The organism is Nonomuraea sp. NPDC001636, from assembly GCF_040298265.1.
Lineage (GTDB): Bacteria > Actinomycetota > Actinomycetes > Streptosporangiales > Streptosporangiaceae > Nonomuraea.
On record NZ_JBEOZT010000002.1, the window covers coordinates 618,479 to 641,961 of the forward strand.

19 protein-coding genes are annotated in these 23,483 nt (G+C 72.4%); 9 read left to right on the plus strand and 10 right to left on the minus strand.

Annotated elements, in window-relative coordinates:
- Nucleotides 1-11 precede the first annotated feature (11 nt).
- Complete coding sequence (locus ABT158_RS06600; RefSeq protein WP_352351601.1) at nucleotides 12-638, minus strand: TetR/AcrR family transcriptional regulator C-terminal domain-containing protein; 627 nt, start codon at nucleotides 636-638, stop codon at nucleotides 12-14.
- Between the two features lie 52 nt (nucleotides 639-690).
- Between ABT158_RS06600 and ABT158_RS06605 the strand changes: the two genes are divergently transcribed.
- On the plus strand, nucleotides 691-2,265 hold the full coding sequence (locus ABT158_RS06605; RefSeq protein ID WP_352351603.1) for an ATP-binding cassette domain-containing protein: 1,575 nt from the start codon (nucleotides 691-693) through the stop codon (nucleotides 2,263-2,265).
- Here the strand turns inward: ABT158_RS06605 and ABT158_RS06610 are convergent.
- Nucleotides 2,262-3,473: an ROK family transcriptional regulator gene (locus ABT158_RS06610; RefSeq protein ID WP_352351605.1), complete on the minus strand. Its 1,212-nt coding sequence runs from the start codon at nucleotides 3,471-3,473 to the stop codon at nucleotides 2,262-2,264. The genes ABT158_RS06605 and ABT158_RS06610 overlap by 4 nt on opposite strands.
- A 215-nt stretch (nucleotides 3,474-3,688) precedes the next feature.
- Here ABT158_RS06610 and zwf point away from each other — a divergent pair, with 215 nt between their 5' ends.
- From zwf to ABT158_RS06645, 7 genes are all read left to right on the plus strand, one after another.
- On the plus strand, nucleotides 3,689-5,092 hold the full coding sequence (gene zwf / locus ABT158_RS06615; protein WP_502911488.1) for a glucose-6-phosphate dehydrogenase: 1,404 nt from the start codon (nucleotides 3,689-3,691) through the stop codon (nucleotides 5,090-5,092).
- Entirely contained in the window at nucleotides 5,089-7,041 is a 1,953-nt protein-coding gene (gene edd / locus ABT158_RS06620) for a phosphogluconate dehydratase (protein ID WP_352351609.1), read from the plus strand. The genes zwf and edd overlap by 4 nt, the downstream gene beginning before the upstream one ends.
- A gap of 142 nt (nucleotides 7,042-7,183) precedes the next feature.
- Nucleotides 7,184-8,149, plus strand: coding sequence for a glucokinase (gene glk, locus ABT158_RS06625; RefSeq protein ID WP_352351611.1), 966 nt, complete (start codon nucleotides 7,184-7,186; stop codon nucleotides 8,147-8,149).
- A gap of 58 nt (nucleotides 8,150-8,207) precedes the next feature.
- Nucleotides 8,208-8,822, plus strand: a complete 615-nt coding sequence (eda, locus tag ABT158_RS06630; RefSeq protein WP_352351613.1) for a bifunctional 4-hydroxy-2-oxoglutarate aldolase/2-dehydro-3-deoxy-phosphogluconate aldolase — start codon at nucleotides 8,208-8,210, stop codon at nucleotides 8,820-8,822.
- A 408-nt stretch (nucleotides 8,823-9,230) separates the two neighbouring features.
- Complete coding sequence (locus ABT158_RS06635) at nucleotides 9,231-10,013, plus strand: IclR family transcriptional regulator (protein ID WP_352351615.1); 783 nt, start codon at nucleotides 9,231-9,233, stop codon at nucleotides 10,011-10,013.
- A gap of 347 nt (nucleotides 10,014-10,360) precedes the next feature.
- Nucleotides 10,361-11,497: a cytochrome P450 gene (locus ABT158_RS06640; RefSeq protein WP_352351617.1), complete on the plus strand. Its 1,137-nt coding sequence runs from the start codon at nucleotides 10,361-10,363 to the stop codon at nucleotides 11,495-11,497.
- Nucleotides 11,498-11,617: 120 nt separating this feature from the next.
- Nucleotides 11,618-13,894 (plus strand): protein kinase domain-containing protein, encoded by a 2,277-nt coding sequence (locus ABT158_RS06645; RefSeq protein ID WP_352351619.1) that lies wholly within the window; start codon nucleotides 11,618-11,620, stop codon nucleotides 13,892-13,894.
- Nucleotides 13,895-14,361: 467 nt separating this feature from the next.
- Here ABT158_RS06645 and ABT158_RS06650 read toward each other — a convergent pair whose 3' ends face one another.
- The 6 genes from ABT158_RS06650 to ABT158_RS06675 all read right to left on the minus strand — a co-directional run bounded on the left by ABT158_RS06650 (nucleotide 14,362) and on the right by ABT158_RS06675 (nucleotide 20,069).
- Entirely contained in the window at nucleotides 14,362-15,267 is a 906-nt protein-coding gene (locus tag ABT158_RS06650; protein ID WP_352351621.1) for a D-isomer specific 2-hydroxyacid dehydrogenase family protein, read from the minus strand.
- A complete protein-coding gene (locus ABT158_RS06655) occupies nucleotides 15,264-15,995 on the minus strand; it encodes a FadR/GntR family transcriptional regulator (protein ID WP_352351623.1) in 732 nt (243 codons plus the stop codon). Before ABT158_RS06655 ends, ABT158_RS06650 begins: the two co-directional genes overlap by 4 nt.
- 2 nt (nucleotides 15,996-15,997) lie before the next feature.
- Nucleotides 15,998-16,618 (minus strand): bifunctional 4-hydroxy-2-oxoglutarate aldolase/2-dehydro-3-deoxy-phosphogluconate aldolase, encoded by a 621-nt coding sequence (locus ABT158_RS06660; protein ID WP_352351625.1) that lies wholly within the window; start codon nucleotides 16,616-16,618, stop codon nucleotides 15,998-16,000.
- 274 nt (nucleotides 16,619-16,892) lie between these two features.
- Complete coding sequence (locus tag ABT158_RS06665; RefSeq protein ID WP_352351627.1) at nucleotides 16,893-17,807, minus strand: sugar kinase; 915 nt, start codon at nucleotides 17,805-17,807, stop codon at nucleotides 16,893-16,895.
- 73 nt (nucleotides 17,808-17,880) lie between these two features.
- Nucleotides 17,881-19,203 (minus strand): MFS transporter, encoded by a 1,323-nt coding sequence (locus ABT158_RS06670; protein ID WP_352351629.1) that lies wholly within the window; start codon nucleotides 19,201-19,203, stop codon nucleotides 17,881-17,883.
- A 260-nt stretch (nucleotides 19,204-19,463) separates the two neighbouring features.
- Nucleotides 19,464-20,069, minus strand: coding sequence for a TetR/AcrR family transcriptional regulator (locus ABT158_RS06675; RefSeq protein WP_352351631.1), 606 nt, complete (start codon nucleotides 20,067-20,069; stop codon nucleotides 19,464-19,466).
- Between the two features lie 148 nt (nucleotides 20,070-20,217).
- Between ABT158_RS06675 and ABT158_RS06680 the strand changes: the two genes are divergently transcribed.
- Nucleotides 20,218-21,657, plus strand: coding sequence for a PQQ-dependent sugar dehydrogenase (locus ABT158_RS06680; protein WP_352351633.1), 1,440 nt, complete (start codon nucleotides 20,218-20,220; stop codon nucleotides 21,655-21,657).
- Between the two features lie 42 nt (nucleotides 21,658-21,699).
- Here the strand turns inward: ABT158_RS06680 and ABT158_RS06685 are convergent, their stop codons facing one another.
- Together ABT158_RS06685 and ABT158_RS06690 are read right to left on the minus strand one after the other, a co-directional pair.
- Nucleotides 21,700-22,467: a signal peptidase II gene (locus ABT158_RS06685; protein WP_352351635.1), complete on the minus strand. Its 768-nt coding sequence runs from the start codon at nucleotides 22,465-22,467 to the stop codon at nucleotides 21,700-21,702.
- A gap of 123 nt (nucleotides 22,468-22,590) precedes the next feature.
- Nucleotides 22,591-23,469, minus strand: a complete 879-nt coding sequence (locus ABT158_RS06690) for a carbohydrate kinase family protein (RefSeq protein WP_352351637.1) — start codon at nucleotides 23,467-23,469, stop codon at nucleotides 22,591-22,593.
- Between the last annotated feature and the right edge of the window lie 14 nt (nucleotides 23,470-23,483).

A 23,483-nucleotide genomic window follows, 5' to 3' on the forward strand; every position in this document is an offset into this window, starting at 1 on the left:
GTGCGGGCGGTTCAGCCGGCGTCGTGCGTCATGCCGCGCAGCAGGTAGCCGAGGCCCGTGGCGAAGGTGGCGTCCCAGTCGTGGCCGAGGCCGTGCTCGGCCAGGGCCGGGTAGCTGGCGGCCCGCTCGCGCAGGAACGCGTCGGTGTCGAGCCGGTCGCGGCGCTGCCAGGTGACCTGCATGATGACCGAGCCCATGACGTAGTTGGACAGGCTGTAGGCGGCCTGCGGGCCGTCCAGGCCGGCCCCGGACAGGGTGCGGTAGAGGAACTCGGTGCGTTCCAGGGCGTTGGGGCCCATGAGCGGGCGGTCGAGGATGGTGGCCGACCAGGGGTGGCGCAGCAGGGCGGCGCGCCAGCCGTCCATCAGGTCGCGCGCGGCGGCCTGCCAGTCGTGGTGCCCGCCGGGGAGCGGCACCTCGCCGAAGACGGCGTCGAGCGCCAGGTCCAGGACGTCCTCCTTGGTCCGGACGTGCCAGTAGAGGGTGGTCGAGCCCGTGTCGAGGCGTTCGGCCAGGCGGCGCATGGTCAGCCCGGCCACGCCCTCCTCGTCGAGCAGCGCGACGGCCTCGGTGACGATCCGGTCGAGCGTCAGCCTCGGCTTGGCGTCCTTGCGGGGGCGAACCCAAACATTGTCCACCAGACGGATAATACGGTGTACGCGGACCGGATCGATGGTCTAGTAATGGAACATGGGTCACATCGAGGTGAGCGGCTTGACGTACCTGCTGCCGGACGGGCGTCCGCTGCTGCTGGAGGCGTCGTTCAAGGTGGGCGACGGCGCCAAGGCGGCGCTGGTCGGCCCCAACGGCGCGGGCAAGACGACGCTGCTCCGGCTGATCGCGGGCGACCTGCGGCCCGACGACGGGCGCGTCACCGTCGGCGGCGGCGTCGGGGTGATGCGGCAGTTCCTCGGCACCGGCAGCGTGCGCGACCTGCTGCTGGGCGTCGCGCCCGCGCGGGTCCGGGCGGCCGCGGCCGAGCTGGCCCGCGCCGAGGCGGCGATCGGGCTGTGCGACGACGAGCCCCGGCAGCTCGCCTACGCCCAAGCCGTCGCCGACTACGCCGACGCGGGCGGCTACGAGCTGGAGGTGGTGTGGGACGCGTGCGCGACCGAGGCGCTCGGGCTGTCGTACGAGCAGGTCGCCGGCCGGGGGCTGGCCACGCTGTCCGGCGGCGAGCAGAAGCGGCTGATGCTGGCGGCGCTGCTGCGCGGCCCCGACGAGATCCTGCTGCTCGACGAGCCGGACAACTACCTCGACGTGCCGGCCAAGCAGTGGCTGGAGCGGGCGATCAGGAGCTCGGCCAAGACCGTGCTGCTGGTCTCGCACGACCGGCGGCTGCTGGCAGAGGCGGCCGACCGCATCGTCACCGTCGAGGGCCGCGAGGTGTGGGTGCACGGCGGCGGCTTCGCCGGATACGCCGAGGCCCGCAGGCGGCGCGGCGAGCGCCTGGAGGAGCGGCGGCGGCGCTGGGAGGACGAGCGGGCCCGGCTGCGCCGGCTGGTGCACGTGCTGCGGCAGCGGTCGGCCGGCAACGACGCGCTGGCGGGGGCCTACCGGTCGGCGGTGTCCCGGCTGGAGCGCTTCGAGCGGGCGGGGCCGCCGAGCCGGCCGCCGAAGGAGCAGAACGTACGGATGCGGCTGCGCGGCGGGCGTACCGGGAAGCGGGCCGTGACGTGCGAGAACCTGGAGCTGACCGGGCTGGTGCGGCCCTTCTCGGCAGAGGTGGCCTACGGCGAGCGGGTCGGCGTGCTCGGCCTGAACGGCACCGGCAAGAGCCACTTCCTGCGCCTGCTGGCCGGCGAGCCCGTCGCGCACACCGGCGTGGCCCGGCTGGGCGCCCGCGTCGTCCCCGGCCACTTCGCGCAGACCCACCTGCGGCCCGACCTGCACGGACGGCCCATCGGCGAGCTGGTGTCGGAGACGTTCGCGCTGACCAGGAACGACGCCATGGCCGCGCTGGCCCGCTACGAGCTGGCGCCGGCCGGCGGCCAGCGGTTCGAGACGTTGTCCGGCGGCCAGCAGGCCCGGCTGCAGATCCTGCTGCTGGAGCTGTCGGGCGCGACGCTGCTGCTGCTCGACGAGGCGACCGACAACCTCGACCTGGCCAGCGCGCAGGCGTTGCAGGAAGGCTTGACCGGCTTCGCGGGAACGGTCCTGGCGGTCACGCACGACCGCTGGTTCGCCGACGACCTGGACCGCCACCTGATCTTCGGCGCCGACGGCGTGGTGCGGGAGAGCCCCGAACCGCGCTGGGACCTCTAGCCGGCGCCGGCCAGCCCGCGCTCGCGGCGCAGCGTCGAGACCGTCATCGTCTCGTCGACCGCCTCGGGCGAGAGCACGTGGTCGAGCACCATCACCGCGCAGCCGCTGATGCCCGCCCCGGCGCCGAGCCGGCTCGGCTCGATGCGCAGCCGCCGGGTGGCCAGGGCGGTGGAGCGGCGGTAGACGACCTCGCGGATGCTCGACACCAGCGGGCCGAACGCCTCGGCCATGTCGCCGCCGAGCACCACGACCGAGGGGTTGAGGATGTTGACCGCCCCGGCCAGCACCTCGCCGATGCGGCGGCCGGCCGTGCGCACGATGGCCATCGTCTCGGCGTCGCCCGCGCGCACCAGCGCGGTCACGTCGGCGATGGTGCCGACGTCCTTGCCCGCCTCGCGCAGGTCGCGCAGCAGCGCGGTGCCGCTGGCGACCGAGTCGACGCAGTCGGTGTTGCCGCAGCGGCACAACACGCCGCCGCCGTCGAGCACGGGGATGTGGCCGATCTCGCCGGCCGCGCCGAGCGCGCCGCGCAGGATCTCGCCGCCGGCGATCACGCCCGCGCCGATGCGGGTGGAGACCTTCACGAACATCAGGTCGCCGAGGTCGGGGTAGGCGCCGCGGTGCTCGCCGATGGCCAGCACGTTGACGTCGTTGTCGACGAGCACCGGCACGGGGAACCGCTCGCGGATGATCGGCGGGATGACCACGCCGGTCCAGGAGGCCATCACCCGGGCGCTCTCGGTACGGCCCTGGGCGAACTCGACGGTGGCCGGCACGCCCATGCCGACGCCCCTGACGCGGGAGCCGGGACGGTCGCCGAGCAGCTCGTCCCAGGTGTCCATGAGCAGCGGGAGCACGACGTCGGGGCCCTGCTCGACGTCGATGAAGAAGTCACGGCCGGCCAGCTCGCGCCCGGCCAGGTCGCAGATCGCGACCCGGGTGCGGCTCGCGCCCAGCGCGGCGACCAGGACGACGCCGCCCCCCGCGTTGAACTCCAGCCGGACCGGCGGCCGCCCGCCGGTGGAGGGGGCGTCGGTGCGCTCGACGACCAGGCCGCGGTCGAGCAGCTCACCGACGCGCAGTTGCACCGCCGGGCGCGACAGACCGGTCACGCGGCCGAGGTCGGCGCGCGTGACGGCCTCACCCGTGCGGATGAGGCGGAGCACCTCGCCACTCGTGGCGAGGGTCGCGGCGGTACGTCGAGGCATCGGCTAAGTGAATCACATGGGCTTCGGTAATGAAAAGTGAAGACTTTTTCATCTCAGATACCAAAACCCTGCTTGTGCACGACCCAAACTCTCGTTAGTGTCCGTTCTGTCCTTGCTTGGTAGATCAACGGAGCTTCGCCTTGTCCCCCCTCTCGACCGCCAGCCCCGCCCATACCGCCGATCTCGTCGTCTTCGGCGGCACCGGCGACCTGTCCATGCGCAAGCTGATCCCGGCGCTCTACCACAGCGACAGGGACGGCCGGCTGTCCCCCGAGACCCGCGTCATCGCCATGTCCCGGGGCGGGCTGACCGACGCCGACTTCCGCGGCAAGGTGGACGCCGAGGTACGCGACCAGGTCCCCGTGGACGACCCCGCCGTCTGGCAGCGCTTCCTGGGCCGCCTGCACCACGTCTCGGTGGACGTCGGCGGCGAGGACAAGTCGGGCTGGGGCGCGCTGACCAGGCTGCTGGCCGGTCACGAGCAGCGCGACCGGGTGTTCTACCTGGCCAGCCCGCCGATGACGTTCGGCCCCTTCTGCCGCGAGCTGGAGGAGGCCGGCCTGGTCACCCCGCTCTCGCGGGTGGTGCTGGAGAAGCCGCTCGGCCGCGACCTGCCCAGCGCCCAGCGGATCAACGACGAGGTCGGCGCCATCTTCGACGAGCGCCAGATCTTCCGCATCGACCACTACCTGGGCAAGGAGACGGTGCAGAACCTGCTGGTCCTGCGCTTCGCCAACGCCTTCCTGGAGCCGATCTGGAACTCGTTGTGGATCGACCACGTCCAGATCACCGCCGCCGAGACCGTCGGCACGCCGGGACGGCGCGGCTACTACGACCACGCGGGCGCGCTGCGCGACATGGTGCAGAACCACCTGCTCCAGCTGCTCACGCTGACCGCGATGGAACCGCCCTCGCGCAACGACCGCGAGTCCATCCGGGACGAGAAGGTCAAGGTGCTGCAGTCGCTGCGGCCGATCGTGGGGACCGAGGTGGACCGGTTCACCGTGCGCGGCCAGTACACCGAGGCCGGCGGCATGCCGTCCTACCTGGACGAGCCCGCCTCCACGCCGACGACCGAGGCCTCGCGGCGGGTGGAGACCTTCACCGCGATCCGGGCCGAGATCAAGAACTGGCGCTGGGCGGGGGTGCCGTTCTACCTGCGGACCGGCAAGCGCATGCCGTACCGGCGGTCGGAGATCGTGGTGCAGTTCAAGGACGTGCCGCACTCCATCTTCCCCGGCGGCACGCCCAACCGCCTGGTGCTGCGGCTGCAGCCCGAGGAGGGCATCGAGCTGCACATCATGGCCAAGGAGCCGGGCGCCGGCGAGGTGACGCTGAAGCCGGTGCCGCTGTCGCTCAGCTTCGGCAAGACGTTCACCGCGCGGGTGCCGGAGGCCTACGAGCGGCTGCTGACCGACGTGCTGGCGGGCAACCCGACGCTGTTCATGCGGCGTGACGAGGTGGAGGCGGCCTGGCGCTGGATCGATCCGATCCTGGCGGCCTGGGAGTCCTCCGCCGAGCTGCCCGAGCCCTACCCCGCAGGAACCACCGGCCCCGCCGGGGCCCACGAACTGCTCGGCCGCAGCGGTCGCGCCTGGCACGAGGAGGAAGACCTGTGAATTCCGTCATCCAGGAGATCACCGATCGGATCGCCGAGCGCAGCGCGGCCAGCCGTACCGCCTACCTGGCGCGGATCCGGCGCGACGGCGAGGCGGCGCGGGCCAAGGGCCCGGCGCGCGCCCACCTGGGCTGCGCGAACCTGGCGCACGGCTTCGCCGCCGCCTCCGATGAGGACAAGCTGATCCTGCGCGGCGCCGGGAGCGCTGCCAAGCCCGGCGTGGCCATCGTCACCAGCTACAACGACATGCTCTCCGCCCATCAGCCGTACGAGACCTACCCGCCCGAGCTGAAGGCGGCGGTGCGCAGGGCGGGCGGCGTGGCGCAGGTCGCCGGCGGCGTGCCCGCGATGTGCGACGGCATCACGCAGGGCCGCGCCGGCATGGAGCTGTCCCTCTACAGCCGCGACGTGATCGCCATGGCGGCCGCCATCGCGCTGTCGCACGACATGTTCGACTCGTCGCTGCTGCTGGGCGTCTGCGACAAGATCGTGCCGGGCCTGTTCATCGGGGCGCTGCACTTCGGGCACCTGCCGGCGATCTTCGTGCCGGCCGGGCCGATGACCTCCGGCCTGCCGAACAAGGTCAAGGCGCGCACCCGCCAGCTCTTCGCCGAGGGCAAGGTCGGACGGGCGGAGCTGCTGGACGCCGAGGCCAAGTCCTACCACTCCCCCGGCACCTGCACCTTCTACGGCACCGCCAACTCCAACCAGGCGCTGATGGAGGTCATGGGCCTGCACCTGCCCGGCTCGACGTTCGTCAACCCGCACACCGAGCTGCGGCACGCCCTGACCGAGGCGGCCGGCCGGCGCGCGGTGGAGATCACCGCCCACGGACCGGAGTACACGCCGATCGGCGAGCTGGTGGACGAGAAGTCGATCGTGAACGCCTGCGTGGCGCTGCTGGCCACCGGCGGCTCCACCAACCACACGCTGCACCTGGTCGCCATGGCCGCCGCCGCGGGCATCGTGCTGACCTGGGACGACCTGGCCTGCCTGTCGCGCGTCGTGCCGTCGCTGACCAAGATCTACCCCAACGGCCAGGCGGACGTGAACCACTTCCGCGACGCCGGCGGCATGCAGGTGCTCATCGGCGACCTGCTGGACGAGGGCCTGCTCCACGGCGACGTGCTGACCGTCGCCGGCCCCGGCCTCGACCGCTACCGCGAGGCGCCCTCGCTGGTGGACGGCGAGCTGGTCTGGGAGCCGGTCACCGGCGGCAGCAAGGACCGCGACGTGCTGCGCCCGGTCGCCGAGCCGTTCTCGGCCGACGGCGGCATTCACATGGTCGAGGGCAACCTCGGCCGGGCCGTCAGCAAGGTGTCGGCGGTCAAGCCCGAGCACCTGGTGATCGAGGCCCCGGCCAAGGTGTTCGACGACCAGCTCGACCTGCTGCGCGCCTTCGAGGCCGGCGAGCTGGACGGGCAGGACTTCGTGGCCGTCATCCGCTACCAGGGCCCCAGCGCCAACGGCATGCCCGAGCTGCACAAGCTCACGCCGCCGATGTCGGTGCTGCTCGACCGCGGGCAGCGGGTGGCGATCGTCACCGACGGCCGCATGTCGGGCGCGTCGGGCAAGGTGCCCGCGGCCATCCACCTGTCGCCCGAGGCCGCCGACGGCGGGCCGATCGCGATCGTCCGCGAGGGCGACGTGATCAGGCTCGACTCGGCCGCCGGGACGCTGGAGCTGCTGGTGCCCGCCGAGGAGCTGGCCCGGCGCACGCCCGAGGGCCGGCCGCTGAGCGACGCGGAGTGGGTCGGCACGGGACGCGAGCTGTTCGCCACGTTCCGCCGCATGGCCGGGCACGCCGAGCAGGGCGCCGGGATCTTCGGGGTGAGCGGCGCCGAGTCGCCGCACCACGGCCCCGGGCTGGGCTTCCCCGCCGAGGCGGGCGCCTCGCACCTGGAGAGCGGCGCGCCCGTGGGCACGCGGTCCGCCGGGCTGGGCCGGTGAGCGTGCGTGCCGGCCTTCCGGTGGCGACGGCGTACGATCTCGGTCGCGCCGTGGGCATCGGAGGCATCAGCATCGGAGGCATGAGCATCGGAGGCGTGCGCCTCGGCGCGAGCATCGGAGGCGTGAGCATCGGAGGTGGGCGATGAGTGCCTTTGACCTTCCCTGGCTGGTCGCCGACATCGGAGGGACCAATGCCCGGTTCGGGCTGGTCACCTCGCCGCAGGCCCGGCCGTCGAACGTCGCGGTGCTGGCCGGCTCCGCCTACCCCACGCTGCCCGACGCCGTCGACGCCTACCTCGCCGAGCACGCGGGCGGGGCGCGGCCGGGCGCGGCGTGCCTGGCGCTGGCCGGGCCGATCGACGGCGACCGCTACCGGCTGACGAACTCGGCGTGGGCCGGGTCCGTACGCGACCTGGGCATCCCGTACGCGGTGCTGCTCAACGACTTCGAGGCGCTGGCCGTGTCGCTGCCCCACCTGGAGGGCCCCGACCTGGTGTCCCTGGGCGGGCCCGAGCCCTCAAACGGCGTCAAGGCCGTGCTGGGCCCCGGGACCGGGCTCGGCGTCGGCGGGCTCGTGCCCACGGACCGGGGCTGGACGCCCGTCCCGGGCGAGGGCGGGCACGTCACGGTGCCGGTGATCGACCGGCGCGAGCTGGAGATCGTCCGGGTGCTGCAGGCCGAGGGGCTGCCGCACGTCGTGGCCGAGCACCTGCTGTCCGGCCCCGGCCTGGTACGCCTGCACCGGGCGCTGGCCAAGGTCAACGGCGTGACCGCGCCCGACCTGAACGCCTCCGACATCGTGGCCCGGCTCGACGACTCCCTCTGCGCGGAGACCGTCGAGGTGTTCTGCGAGATGCTGGGCAGCTTCGCCGGGAACGTGGCCCTCACCCTGGGCGCCAGGGGTGGGGTCTACCTGGGCGGCGGAGTGCTGCCCCGTATCGTGGAACGGGTGCGGACCAGCGGCTTCCGTGCCCGGTTCGTCGGCAACCCCGACATGCCCGGATACCTGGAGGCGATCGCCACCACGCTGATCGTCGCGCCCCAGCCGGCGCTCACCGGCGCGGCCGCCTGGCTGCGCGGGCGGGCCACCACCGAACTCGTGGGCTGAGGCCCACCCTGATCACCACTAGACGGCCGTGACCCCGGCCGATGAGGAGAAGACTCTGATGAGCTTGCTCGACCTCGCCCCCGTGATCCCCGTCGTGGTGATCGACGACGTGGCGACCGCCGTGCCGATGGCCGAGGCTCTCGTGGCGGGCGGGCTGCCCGTCATCGAGGTGACGCTGCGCACCCCGGCCGCGCTCGGAGCGATCGAGCGGATCGCCGCTGAGGTGCCGGGGGCCACGGTCGGCGCGGGCACGATCCGCACCACCGCCGACATCTCGGCGGCCGTGGCGGCCGGTTCCCGGTTCCTGGTCTCGCCGGGCACGACGCTGTCGCTGGTGGAGGCGCTGGAGTCCAGCGGCGTGCCGTACCTGCCGGGCGCGGCCACCGTCTCGGAGGTGATGGCGCTGGCCGAGCGCGGCATCAAGGAGCTGAAGTTCTTCCCGGCCGAGGCGGCGGGCGGCGTCGCGTACCTGAAGTCGCTGGCCGGGCCGCTGCCGGACGTGCGTTTCTGCCCGACCGGCGGGATCCGGGCCGAGAGCGCCGCCGACTACCTGCGGCTGCCGAACGTGGGCTGCGTGGGCGGAAGCTGGCTCACCCCCGCCGACGCGCTGGCCGCGGGCGACTGGGCCCGCGTGGAGAAGCTCGCCGCCGCCGCCGCTGCCCTGCCCCGGTAGTTCCTCCCAGGGCCGCCTCGGCGGCCCTGTCATTCACGGGTGACGGGCTTCGCTCGCCGTGCCTTCCCGCGCTCGGGGACGCGTGCGCGCGTGCGGCAGTCCACGTGGACGGCGGTCGCGTGCACCGGCAGCACAGGCGCGCGTCGACGCATGGACCCGCAGCGTCCTCCTGACGCGCTCCCCCGCGATGTCCTCGAAGCCGCCGACGCGCGGCCGCTGGGCACATATGCCGCAACTCTGGACTTATCTCCCAGAAACCCCGCTGACGTGGCCCTTTCCAGGCACCTGGAGATCATCAGCGTGCGCCGAACCGGGTATTCGGACGCGTGACGGCGGGGTAGGGCAAGGAATGCCAAGCCGTAGCCCCGGGAAGCCCCATCCGCTCCTCGGAGAGCGAAAGGGAGCACCATGCCGCTGGAAACGGCCCGTCAGGAACACCTCACGCGTCCGGTGACGCCGATCGGGAGCCTGGAGCGGGGCATCGACATCCTCCTCGCGCTGAGCGCCGCGCCCCGGCCGGTCAGCCTGGCCCAGCTCAGCCGGAGCACGGGCCTGCCCAAGTCCACGGCCCACCGGATCCTCGGCGTGTTGTGCGCGCGCGAGCTGGCCCGCCGGACGGGCACCGGCTACCTGCCCGGCCGACAGCTGGAGACGATGGCCGGCATCGCCCGCAACCGCATCCCCGGGTCGCGGCGGGTGGTGCTGCCGTACCTGCTCTGCCTGCAGGAGACCACCCGCCGGACCGTCAACCTGGCCGTGACCGCCGGCCTGGAGGCCCGCTACGTCGAGCGCCTGTACGGCCACGACCGCGTCCGGTCCCGCTCCGACGGCACCGACCTGGCGCCGCTGCACTGCACGGCGACCGGCAAGGCGCTGCTGGCCTTCGACACCGGGCTGCGCGAGGAGGTGCTCGGGCGGGGCGGCTTCGAGCGGCTGACCAGCCGCACGATCACCGGCGTGGCCACGCTGGAGCGGGAGCTGGCCCAGGTCCGCCGGTACGGCGTGGCCTACGCCCAGGAGGAGTACACCGAAGGCGTGTCGTGCGTGGCCGCGCCGGTGTTCGGGCCGGGCGGCGGCGTGTGCATGTCGGTGGGGGTGGCGGCGCCGGGCCCGTCCGCGCCGCTGGCCCGGCTGGGCCTCACCGTACGCGGCGCGGCGCAGGCGATCTCGGCCGCGCTGGTGGTGGCCTGAGATGTTCCGGCTCCTGGAACGCTCCACGGGACCCGTCCCGAAAACGTTCCGCCCAGCGAGACCCCCGCTTGCGCACCCGCCGGACGGGCGATCGCATGACCCCATGAACTTCCTTCCCGTCCCGGCCACCAAGGAGGCGCCCCCGACCCGACCAGGGGAGCCCCGGCCGCCCTCCGGCACACGGTCGCCGGCCGAAGACGGGAAGACCGGGACGACCCCGGGCACGCGGACACCGACCGGAGACAGGAAGACCCGGACCATCCCGGGCACGCGGACACCGACCAGAGACAGGGAGACCCGGACCATCCCGATCACGCGGACACCGACCGGAGACAGGGGGGCCACGCGTGCCTAGAGGCCTGCACAGGGCCACCGTGCTGGAGACCCTGCGCCTGGCCGGCGCCCTCCTGCCGCCGGGCACGCCGCACGCGACGGCCGGCCTCGACCTGCTGCGCTCCCGCTCCCTGCTGACCGGCCTGCACGTCCGGTACGGCGGCCGTCCGGTGCTCGTCCGCGGCCCGCGCCGCACGGCGCTGGTGGTGCTGTCCCAGCGGGACGCCGAACGCGTGTTGTCCGAGCCCGCCTTCGTCCCCACCGTGCGCGAACGAGCCGCCGGCCTGCCCTACGACGTGCTGCGGCCGGCGTTCGCGGAGGTGGCCCGGCAGGAGGCGGCCGCGCTGACGGACGGCGTCATCGACTACGCCCGGCTGGAGTCGTGCTGGCAGCGGGTGGCGCGGCGGTGCGTCTACGGCGCGGGCGCGGCCGGCGACGAGGAGCTGAGCGCCCTGCTCGCCCAGATCAGACGGGCAGGCAGGGGACGGGCCAGACGCCGCCAGGAGATCCTCTCCGGCCGCTACGACGCCCGCATCCTCGACCACCTGCGCCGCGCCGAGCCCGGCACCCTCGCCGGCCTGCTCGCCGAGACCAGCGGCCCGGAGGCGCGCGGCCTGCGGCAGGCGGCGTTCTGGCTGCTCGGCTTCAGCGTGACCGCCGCCAGCCTCATGCGCACCCTCGCCCTGCTGGCCACCTACCCCGTCCAGCGCAAGTGCGCCCGCGCCGACCCCGACTACCTGCGCGCCTGCCTGCGCGAGGGCCTGCGTCTGTGGCCGCCGGTCCCGGCCCTGTCCCGCCTCACCACCGAGGAGACCGACTGGTACGGCGTCCCGGTGCCCGCCGGCACCCACGTGATCCTCCCGTTCGCCCCCCACCAGCGCAGCCCCCGCCTGCACTACGCCGACTCCTTCGCCCCCGAGATCTGGCTCGACGGCACCGCCGCCGGCGAATGGTGGGCCCTGCCGCGCTGCGACGGCGTGCACCTGATGCTCGGCGTCGGCACGGCCTTCCTGGGCGGGATCCTGGCCTCGGCCCGCCCCAAGGCGGCCGGCCGGCCGCTGTCCCCGCACCGCCCGCTGCCCCAGACGCTCAACGCCGCCCGCCTGCGGGTGACGATGCGCCCGCTGAAGCGGCGTCCAGGCCAGAGCTGACCGGGCTTCGTCGCCACCGGGCGGCGGCTTCTCCGTTAGAGTCTGGGGTGGAAAAAAGCGTACCGGCGGAAGAAACGGTTCGGTTTGCGACGGGATGACGACGGCGAGAGGACGGCGACCGTGGGGCGCTCGGCAGGCACTCCGCTGAAGCCTGAGGATCCGCCGGCGATCGGCCCCTACGAGCTGCTGAGCCGTCTCGGCTCGGGCGGCATGGGCACCGTCTACCTCGCCAGGGGCGCCGACGGCGTCAAGGTCGCGCTCAAGGCCATCAGGCGTGACTTCACGGCCGACCCGGTCTACCGGGCGCGCTTCCACGAAGAGGTGTCCAACGCGCGCAAGGTGGCCTCGTTCTGCACCGCGCGGGTGCTCGACCACGGCGAGGACCGCGGGGTGCTCTACCTGGTCACCGAGTACATCGACGGCATCTCGCTGGAAGACCAGCTGATCGAGCACGGCGCGCTGCCGCCGTCGGTGCTGCACTCGGCGGCCGTGGGCGTGGCGGCGGCGCTGACCGCCATCCACGCCGCGGGGCTGGTCCACCGCGACCTCAAGCCGGCCAACGTCATGCTGACGCTGGCCGGGCCGCGGGTGATCGACTTCGGCTTGGCGCGCTCCACGCACGTCGCGTCCCGGCACACGAACGCCGGCATGGTGATGGGCACGCCCGGATGGATCGCTCCCGAGCAGGTCTTCGAGGGGCACACCAGCCCGGCCGGCGACGTGTTCGCCTGGGGCTCGCTGATCGCGTACGCGGGGCTCGGCGGCCATCCGTTCGGCGAGGGGGACGCGTACGTGATGGCGGCGCGGGCCCGTACCGCGCCGCCGGACCTGCGCGGCCTGCCCGCCCCCCTGGACCGGCTGGTCGCCGCGGCCATCCACCCCGACCCCGCGCGCCGGCCCGCGGCCAAGCAGCTCCTGCTGGAGCTGGTGGGCGCGGCCGACGAGCCCGCGGCCCAGCTGGCGGCCACCGAACACCTGACGAACGCCTGGAACCCCTCGGAGTTCCGCCCCCTCGGCCACACGCCCCCACCCGCCGAACGCACCGGCCCTCCCCACCCGCCCGCGCCTGCCGAACGCACGGGCTCCCCCCATCTGCTTCCTCCTGCGGAACGCACGGGCCCCCGCCCTCCGGTGCCCTCCGCGCCGGGCTCTCGCCCCCCGATGCCCCCGTCCCCCGACCGGACGGGCTCCCGCTCCCCCATGCCACCCGCGGCCGACCGCACGGGGGCGGGCTCCGCGATGCCGCCTTCCGCCGAGCGCACGGGCCCGCGTCCACCGCACGCGCCCTCCCCGGCCGAACGCACCGGCCCCCGCCCGCCCATGCCCATCCCGGCGGACCACCCCGGGCCAGGCGCATCGCAGACCCCGTCCACGGCCGACCCCGCGGCACCCCACGCCGCCCATATGCCTCCGGCGACCGAGCACACCGGCATGCGCCCACCGCACATGCCCTCTCTGGCCGAACGCACCGGCCCCCGCCCGCCCATGCCCGCGGCCGCAGAGCACCTGGACCAACGCTCCTCCATGTCTGCCGGCCCGGACCCTGCCGACCCACGTCGCCCCATGCCTTCTGGCCAGGAACACATGGACCAGCGGCCACACATGCCCTCCGGCCTGGAGCACATGGGGCAGCGGCCCCCGATGCCTTCGGGCATGGAGCACGCCGGGCAGCAGTCCCCCATGCCGTCGCCCGCCGAACGCACCGGACCGCGTCCGCCGCAGATGCCCTCCCCCGCCGAGCGCACGGGCCCTCGTCCGCCCATGCCCGCCCCCACGGAGCACCCGGCACCTCGCGCGCCGCAGATGCCGCCTCCCGTGGACCGGACCGGGAACATCCCGCTCCCCCACCACCAGACCACCGGCCAGGGCCCCCTACCGCCGCACACCACGGGCCAGGGACCGCTGCCCGGGTACCCGCCTCCGCGCCGCAAACGCGGCGTGTTCACCGGCTGCATGACCGCGCTGGTGATCGTGATCGTCCTGTTCGTGCTGGTCCTGGCCACCCTGGCGTGGATCTTCCGCTCCCCCGCCATAGGCGAGGAGGGCCCGGTACAGGACGGAAAGCTGAAGTTCGCGGTAACCGCCACAAAGTGCCCCAAGCCCGCGAAGTCCGCCTCCCGTCGCACCTGTCAGGTCACGGTGAAGGTGAACAACGTCGGCCCCGACGCCCGCGTCCTCTACCCCGGCCAGCAGAAGCTGATCGACGAGGACGAGGCCCTGCACGGCGGCAGCAAGCTCCTGGACAAGAGCGGCACCGAGATCACCCCGGTCCGCATCGCCCCCAGCCAGTCCTTCACCGGCACGCTGGTGTTCGACCTGCCGAAAAGCGCCGAGCCGGCCGGCCTCGAAGTACACGACTCAGGCCTGAGCGCCGGAGCCCGAGTAGCCCTGAGCTGACCACAGACCTGAGCGCCAGAGCACAACCAGCCCAGAGCCAACCAGCAGCTCAGACACAAGCCCCGGAGCCCGAATGGCCATGGGCAAGCCAGCGACTCAGACCTGAACGCCAGAACCCAAGCAGCCCTGGGCACACCAGCAACCCAGACATAAGCCCCAGAGACCGCGTAGCCGTGGGCTAACCAGCAACACAGACCAAGCGCCACAGCCCAAATAGCCGTGGGCTCACCAAGAACCAACCCTCACATCCCGACAAAACGCCCCGCTCTGAACCGCCACCCCATCACGACCTCGCACCGACCAGCAGACCCACGCCGAGCCCCCTCTCAGGGACTTGGCCCGTTGGCGGCGCGATGGCGGCGTCACTCGAAAAGGCTGGACTCCGGACAAGGAGGCAGGTCTACGGACAAGCACGGCTCACGACAAGGGCACTCCCCCGTTCCGACGACGCCCAGGACTCTGCCCCCTCAGAACCCCTGCTCCGGCGACACCACCCCTTCCAACGGGGCACCGTCGGCGAAGTGGCGCACGTTCGCGGCCACGCGTTCGGCCAGGCCGCGCCAGTAGGACGACGGCGGATTCGCCGTGTGTGGCGTGATCAGCACGTTCTCCATGTGCCACAACGGGTGCCCGGACGGCAGCGGCTCCGGGTCGGTGACGTCCAGCGCGGCACCGCCGATCCGTCCCTCGCGCAGCGCCGTCACCAGGTCATCCGTCACGACGAGCGCACCCCGGGCGATGTTGACCAGCCAGGCGTCCGTACGCATCAGGTCAAGCTCGGGAGCACCGATCATGCCCTTGGTGCTCGGCGTGGTAGCAGCGGCGAGGACGACGTACGCGGCCTCCGGCAGCGCCTCCCGAAAGCGGGCACGAGGCAGGATCCGGTGCGCACCGGGCGCCCGGCCACTGTCGGTGACCGCGATCACCGGACAGCCGAACGGCTCCAGCATCCTGATGAGCGCCCGCCCGATGCCTCCACAGCCGATGATCGCGACCGTCGAGCCGGCGAACTCCCTCGACTCGTTCCTCCCCCACTCGGTGGCCCTGGCCAGCCGGGGCAGATTACGGGCCGCGGCCAGCATGAGCGCGAGCGCGTGCTCGGCGACGGGCACACCGTAGGAGCCGGTGGCGGCGGTGAAGACGGGCTCCGCAGTGATCACTCCGGCCTCGGCGTACCGCTCGACCCCCGCCGCGGGCAGCTGCACCCACCGGATGCCGTCATGGATCATGGGCCGCAGCTCCTCGGGACCGCCGCGCCCGTAGTAGACGATCGCCTCGGCCTCCTCCAGCGGCACGACGCTGCCGCCCGACCGCCGTACGGCGTCGACCAACAGAGGAACCGGCTCAGGGCCGACGTGGACGGCGACGCTCATCGAGGTACCTCCGTGACGTGCTCTCGGCTGTCTGCCAGGACCTGCTCGACCTCGGCGCGGGCCCGTCCGACGATGTCCGCGGCGGCCTGCGCCGCCTCCGCAGCGCGCCCGGCGGCAACCGCTTCGGCGATCTCCTGGTGGAGTCCGATGGCGGTCGTCTCCAGGCGTTCGGGCAGGAGCAGCAGCTCACGTCTGGCTTCGAGCAGCACTTCGGTCACCTCGGCGAGCTGGGCGAACATGCCGTTGCCCGACGCGGTCAGCAGCACCCGGTGGAAAGCGGTGTCCGCCGTGACGTAGGCCTGGCTGTCACCTTCACGAGCGGCGGCGTCCATGGCGCGGGCGTGGGTGGCGAGCTCGTCCCGCACGCGGAGGTCGGGCCTGGATGCGGCGAGCGCGGCGGCGGCAGGCTCGACCGCGGCCCGCAGCTCGGCCAGCTCACGCAGCTGCGCCTCACGCCCCGGCGAGGCCAGCCGCCAGCGGATCACCTGGGGATCATAGAGGTTCCAGGCGCTCATCGGCCGTACGGTGACCCCGACACGAGGACGGCTGGTGACCACGCGCTTCGACTCCAGCACGCGGACGGCCTCGCGCGCGACGGTCCGGGAAACCCCATACCGCTCCTGGACATCCTCCAGGCGCAACACCTGCCCCGCACGGATCTCCCCGACCGCCAGCGACCTGCCGACCGCGTCGAGCACCTGCCCGTGCAGGCCCCGTAGCGTCTCCACACTCATCGGGCCCCTGCCAGCCCGGCCAGCAGCGCCGCAACCCGTTCCATCGCGGCACTCGGGCCGCCGGAAGTCAGTGCCGAGCCCATGCCGCAGGCCACGGCGCCGGCCGCGATCCACTCGGGCGCATCGTCCACGGTCACGCCGCCGGTGGGGATCGCGGGCGCCTGCGGAAGGGCAGCCCGCACGTCGCGCAGCCAGGCGGGTGAAACGCCCGACGCCGGAAAGATCTTGACTGCGTCCGCCCCCTCTTCCAGGGCACGAACGATCTCGGTCGGGGTCGCCACGCCCGGGAAGACCGGCACGCCGTAGCGGTGCCCGGCGCGGATCACCTCGGGGTGCAGGCTGGGTGAGACCAGGAAGCGCGCGCCGGCCTCCACAGCGGCCCTGGCGGCGGCCGAGTCGAGGACCGTCCCCGCCCCGACCAGCGCGTCGGGCCGCTGCTCGGTGAGCCTCGCCACGGCGCTGAGGGCGCGGGGCGTGGTGAGCGCGACCTCGACGGCACGCAACCCGGCATCCAGTACGGCCTCGGCCGACGTCAGCGCCGCCTCGGGCGTGGCTGCCCTGACGATGCCGAACACGCGTTGCTCCGTGACAGCCTGGACGATCTCCCAGCGGTACATGACTTCCTTCCATCGGTTTTCCCACCAGTGAACGGCTAGGACCAGCCGCCCTCAGTGGTGACGCAAGATCCCCCGCCTGGCCATCCAACGCCCTGCCCGCCTCCTCATGAACCGCCTTCTCCCCCACCTCGTCAGCTCATGGCCGGACTCGTTTCTCGCATGCCCACCTCAGCTCCGACCTCGTCAACCCGCGAACGGACCGCCTCACGCATGCCCACCTCAGCCCGCAGCGATCGCGCTCTTGGCGGCGGACGATCTTCGGCTGGTCGGCGGGCTATCGATGGACCGTTTCGGCGTGCCCCGTGAAGGCGGCCAAGGCACGATCCAGGCCCGGCCGGTCCGGAAGGCCGTCGGTGTCGGCGGCGCACTGGACGACGAGTGCCGCCACCGCCGCCGCCTCACGCAGGCACACCTCGTACGACTCGCCGCGCAACATCCCCGACAGGAACCCGGCGGCGAAGCCGTCCCCTGCTCCCACGGGATCGGTCACCGGCACCGTGAACGCCTCCTGCCGCAGCCCCGCGCACGTGGCGGACTTGTCCCGGTGCTTGACCACGATGAGGCCGGGCAGCGTCGCCGGGTCGACGTGGAGCAGGTCGAGTTCGTCCTGGCCGGCCAGCACCACGTCCGCCCTGGACAGGAGCGGCGCCACCCGCTCGCGCCACGCCGCGGGTTCGCCCAGCTTGTAGCGGATGTTCGGGTCGATGGAGACGAGCGCTCCGGCCTGCCCGGCCAGCTCCAGCAGCCGCAGGGTCGCCAGGTGCGCGGAATCCGACAACATCGGAGTGATGCCCGTGACGTGCACGATCTTCGCACCGTTCACCATCTCCGGCGTCAGCTCGTCCGGTCGCAACCTGGACGCGGCGGCCCCGGAACGGTAGTACTGCACGTCGATGGCCCGGAAGGGATGACTGTCGCGCACCAGCAGCCCGGTCGGCGCACCGGGGTCGATGACCGCGTGCCGGGTGTCGACCCCCTCGGCTCTGAGCATGGACAGGACCGCCCGGCCCGCCGGGTCGGCGCCGACCCGGCCGAGCCAGCGCACGTCATGGCCCAGCCTGGCGAGCCCCGCGGCGACGTTCGACTCCGCGCCCGCGATGGAGCGACGGAACACCGTGGCGCGCTCCAACGGGATGCCGGGCTCGGCCAGCATCAGGAGCATGGCCTCACCGCACACCACGACGCTCATGACTCGCCCATCTCCCGTCGTTCCGGATCCGTCAACGGTGCTATCACGTCATGAAGGACAAGAGAAGGATCACTCAGGTCGTCTTGTAGGCGGAAGGCTGGGAGATGTCGATCCTGGATCGGTCGGGCAGAGCCAGCGCGGCGGCGAACCCGACCACCGCACCGACGATCATGAAGATCGCTATCGCCTGCCAGCCGTAGTCGTGCAACAACCATGTCGCGATCAGCGGCGCGGGGCCGCCGGCGATGATCGAGGCGAGCTGATAGCCGAGACCCGCGCCGCCGTACCTGAGGCTGGTCGGGAAGCTCTCGGCGATGAGCGCGGCCTGCGGGCCGTACTCCATGGCGTGCTGGATCTGCATGATCATGATCGTCAGGAAGACCACCAGCACGACGCCGGTGTTGAGCAGCATGAAGTACGGGAACGCCACCACCGCCAGCAGCGCTGCGCCGGTCGCGTAGACGAGCCGGCGGCCGACACGGTCGCTCAGGTGCCCGAAGAACGGGATCGCGACCAACTCCACCGCCGCCGCGCACGTCACCGCCGACAGCGCGACCGTCCGGGACAGGCCGAGCTGCTGGGTCACGTACGTGATGGCGAACGTCGTGTAGAGGTAGAACGGCATCTGCTCCGACACACGCAGCAACGCGCTGAGCACCACTTCCTTCGGATGCCTGCGCAGCACCTCGACGACCGGGAGCCTGACCACCTGCCGCCGTTCCAGCACCCGCGCGAACATCGGGGTCTCCAGCACCTTCAGCCGCACCCACAGCCCGACCGCCACCAGCGCCAAGCTGGCCAGGAACGGCACCCGCCACCCCCAGTCCTTGAAGGTGTCGCCCGTCGTGGCGGCCAGCAGCGACATCGCGCCGGTGCCGAGGATCAGCCCGATGGGCACGCCCACTTGCGGCCAGCTCGCCATGAGCCCGCGCCTGCGCTGGTCGCCCCACTCCATCGACAGCAGCACCGACCCGCTCCACTCGCCGCCCACCGCGATGCCCTGCAGGACGCGCAGGACCACCAGGATGATCGGCGCGGCGATGCCGATGCTGTCGGTGCCCGGCAGCACGCCGATGAGAGCACTGGCCACGCCCATCGTCAGAAGGGTGACGATGAGTGTCGCCTTCCTGCCGATGCGGTCGCCCCAATGCCCGAAGATCGCCGCGCCCACGGGCCGGGCCGCGAAGCCCACGGCGTTGGTCGCGAAGGCCGCGAGCGTGCCCGCGTACGGCGTGGACTTCGGAAAGAAGACCTCGGCGAAGACCACAGCGGCGGCCGTGTTGTAGAGGAAGAAGTCGTACCACTCGATGGCGGTGCCGACCACGCTGGCCGTCGCGGCCTTGCGCACCTGGGCTCTGTGCTCGGCGGTCGTTAATCCCCTGCTGCTCTCGGTCACGCTGCACCTCGAAGGCGTTCCTGGGCCGCGTCCGCGCCAACGGTTGCCTTACCCCGCGCCCGCGCCTCGAACCACCTCCGGCCTCCTCCCCCCGCGGGAAACCTCCGGCCATGGTCACGCCTCCCCTCATCGGGATGCCCCCCTCCCCTGGCTCCACCCGGCTGGATGCGGAGCCGGGCAGAACTCTAACACTCGTTAACCCGCGCGGCCACCGGCTTCACCGGGCGGTCACATCGCGCAAGGGCATGCCCCGAATGCCGTCAAGCAGGGGATTCGCCTTCATCGCCCGGTTCGGGCAGCCCGGCGAGGACGGCGTCCAGCGCGAACTTGAAGTGTTCTACCTGATCGGCCCGCAGGCGGGCGGCCTCGACCGCGTGATAGTGCGGATACCTGTCGGCGGGCAGCTCGGTCCAGTCCCGCGCGGCGGCCTCGTGCAGGACGAGATGCCCGACGCACACGCGCAGCACCGCCCCCTTCACGTGATCCGCCTGGTCAGGAGGGAAGCCCGCATCCAAGAGGATCCCGAAGATGGCCTCGTGGAGGCTCATCACGGGCGCGCGTCGGGCGTAGGTGGTGATGGACCAGACCGAGGCTCTGGGATGCTCCAGCGACTGCCTGACCATCGAGGCCATGAGCCCACGCAGCTGATCCTTCCACCCCCCTTCACGAGGGGCCTGAGAGACGATCTTGCTGCACACCTCGTCCACGATGGCCTCCAGCAGCGACTCGCGCCCGTCGAAGTAGTGATAGATCGCCGTCGCCGTCACATCGAGACGTTTGGCCAGCTTACGCATGCTGATCCCATGGGCGCCGTCCGCTTCGAGGACCTCCAGGCCGGCTTCCAGGATCTTGTGACGGGTGAGCATCAGAATTGACCTCGCGCTTAACACGTGTTAGAAATCTAACGGCCGTTAACTCCGGACAGCTTATCCGAGGGGCGAGCATCCTTGGCTGCCGCTCTCACGTGCCATCCAGTCATCCGTCAATGATCAGCCGCTCACGGGGAGACACCGCGTGTCCACGACCTCCGAAGTGACAGCACCGGCGACGGCCCCGCGCCGCCCAAGACGCCGGATCCTGATTCGCGCCCTGCTCGTGCTGCTCCTGCTCATGGTCCTCGCGGTGGCCGGCGCGGCCTACGCGGTGAACCGGGGCGGAGCCCCGCAGACAGCCGCCCACTTGGGCGCCGAGCCCCAGCTCGAGGAACGCGAGACGTTCCCCATCCCCAAGGTCAACGCCCCCGACGTGGTCGGCTGGCCCTCCGGCAGAGCACCGAAGGCGCCGGCCGGGTTCACGGTCACGCGGTTCGCGGGCGCGTTGGAGCACCCCCGCTGGCTCTACGAGTTGCCCAACGGCGATGTGCTCGTGGCGGAGTCGGCCACCCTGCCCAAAGATCCGGAGTCCCCGATCATGGGGCTGTTCTACTGGCTGCGCCGCAACGACGGCTCGACCACCGAACGCAGCGCCAACCGGATCACGCTGCTGCGCGACACCGACGGCGACGGCGTGGCCGACTTCCGCAGCGTGTTCCTGGAGAACCTCAACCAGCCGTTCGGGATGGCGCTGCTGGCCGCGTCCGCGCCGTACTCGCTCGGCCCGGCGGCTCCGGACGGCACCCAGGCGGCCTTCTACGTCGCAGGCACGGACGGCGTCTGGCGATTTCCGTACAAGCTGGGGGAAACCCGGGTCACCGCCCCCGGAAAGAAGATCCTCGACCTGCCGGCCGGCGGCTACAACAACCACTGGACCCGTAACCTCTTCGCCGCCCCTGACGGCACCAAGCTCTACGTCACGGTCGGCTCGTCCAGCAACGCGGGCGAACATGGCCTGGATGCCGAACGACGCCGCGCCGCCATCCTGGAGATCAACCCTGACGGCAGCGGCGAGCGCATCCTGGCCTCCGGCCTCAGAAACCCCAACGGCCTGGCCCTCGAACCGCAGTCCAGGACACTCTGGACAGTCGTCAACGAACGCGATCTCCTGGGCGACGATGCCGCGCCTGATTACCTCACACGTGTACGCCCTGGAGACTTCTACGGCTGGCCGTGGAGTTATTGGGGACAGCACGTGGACGAGCGGGTCCAGCCACGGCGTCCCGAGATGGTGGCTCGCGCGCTCCGCCCCGACTACGCCCTCGGCGCTCACACGGCCCCCCTCGGTCTGGCCTTCTCCGAGAGCCCCACGTTCCCCGAGGCCTATCGTGGCGGCGCCTTCATCACCGAACACGGCTCGTGGAACCGCGGCAATCCCGTCGGCTACAAGGTCGTGTACGTCCCCTTCAAGAACGGCATGCCCAGCGCCAAGCCCCAGGACTTCCTGACCGGCTTCAAGCCGGCCCCGGACGAGAGCACCACGTACGGCCGGCCGGTCGGCGTGATCACAGGCAAGAACGGCCGCCTGCTGGTCGCAGACGATGCAGGAAACACGATCTGGCACATCACGCCCCGATCGTGACCTCAGGCCAGGCCAGACCGGAACACGGGAGGGGTGGTGCGTTCACGTCGGGGAAAGGAGAGCGCGTTGCCGGCACTTCGCTGTGAGGCCGAGTTCTGTGAAGCGCTCCGTCGCTCTGCGCGCGTCGCCGACGTCGTCGCCGATGCGGGCCCGCAGGGACAATGCCAGGTCCCCGTGCGGGCCGGTATCCGGCGGCGCGGGCCAGCGCCAGGACCAGGGCGGCGTGGCGGAGCCGGTCTCCTTCGCCAGGCGCCGGGCCTCCGCGTAGTGATGGAGGTCGGGCGGCGGCCCACCGCCGCCCGGCCTCCGGCCGTTCGATCCGGCAGCCGAGGACCTCGAGGGGAGGCGTTCCTCGCCGGGAGCGTCCCCCAGCGGGATCCCGCGGACGCTGAGCAGGAACAGCAGCGCGCACCCAGCCGTCAGGGCGATGTCGGCGACGTTGCCGACGAACAATCCGCCGTAGTCGATGAAGTCCACCACGTGCCCCTGGGCGAACGCGGGCGGACGGAAGAGGCGGTCGAGAAGGTGGGAGGTGGCCCCGCCGAGCAGCACGCCCAGCCCCACCCCCCAGGCCGGCGAACGCAGCCGCCGGGACGCGTACAGGATGCCGGCGACCGCCCCGGCGGCGGCCAGCGCGAACACCCAGGTCACGCCCTCACCCAGCGAGAACGCGGCGCCGGGGTTGAGCAGCAGCCGCAACGAGAGCAGCCGCGGGATCACCGTGATCTCCGCGCCGCCGGACAACGCCGACATCGCCCAGAACTTGGACGCCTGATCGACCAGGAGCACCACCACGGCCAGCACGATCATCCATGCGCGAGGCCGCCTTCCCGGGCTGGTCTGCTGCGGGCCGCGTTCGTCCGACACTCTTGCCTCACAATCCATGGCTTTCTCGCCCCGAATCTACCGAACCTCGGTCGCGGCCACGCTCGCTCAGAGCAGGGACGCCCTGCTGATCAACAGTTTTTCGGTGATCGGGGATTCGTGGGTGCCCTCGACCGTGCACGCGTGCGCCCCGGCGACCGCGCCCAGTGCGACGCACTCGGGGATCGTCCGGCCGTTCAGGAGGCCGTACAGGAAGCCGGAGACGAAGGCGTCGCCCGCGCCGTTGCTGTCGGCCACCGGACCGGGCAGGGGCGCGGCGGGAAAGGCGCGTACGTCGGCCGAGTCGCGGGTCAGGACGAGGCAGCCGTCGGCGCCCCGGGTGCAGACGACCGTGTGGGCGCGCCCCTGGGCGAGGATGTCGCGCATCGTGGCGGCCGGGTCGGCCAGCGCGGTGGCCGACAGGAACACCAGGTCGGAGCCGTAGGCGAAGTCCTTCTGGTAGTCGGCGACGCCGTCCCAGTCGTGCAAATCGGTGGAGTTGGGGACGCCGTCGAGATCGGGGTAGACGTGGCGGCAGAAGTCCATGATCGAGATGTGCGCGTGCCTGGGGGGCGGACCGGCGTACAGCTCGCGGGGCAGCCGCTCCCCCGGCGTGGCCTTGGGGTCGTGCAGGGAGGTGCGCCGCCCGTCGGGGCCGACGAGCAGCACGCTGCGCCGGGTGCCCGCCTGCGCCACCCCCCACCTGCAGTCGATGTCGCGCAGGGCGTGCCTGATCAGCGCGCCCTGAGGGTCGTCGCCGACGAGGTCGGCGAAGGCGACGCCGAGCCCGAGCGCGTGGCAGCCGAGGGCGACCCCGGCCCCGGTGTTCCCGACGCGGTCGACGACGGGCGGCACGTGGTAGGTGTCCTGGTACGGCAGAGGCAGCGCGGGCACGTAGACAGTGGTGTCCACCCCGGCGCCGCCGAGGACCAGCACGTCAGGCGTCATCGGTGGGTCGGCCT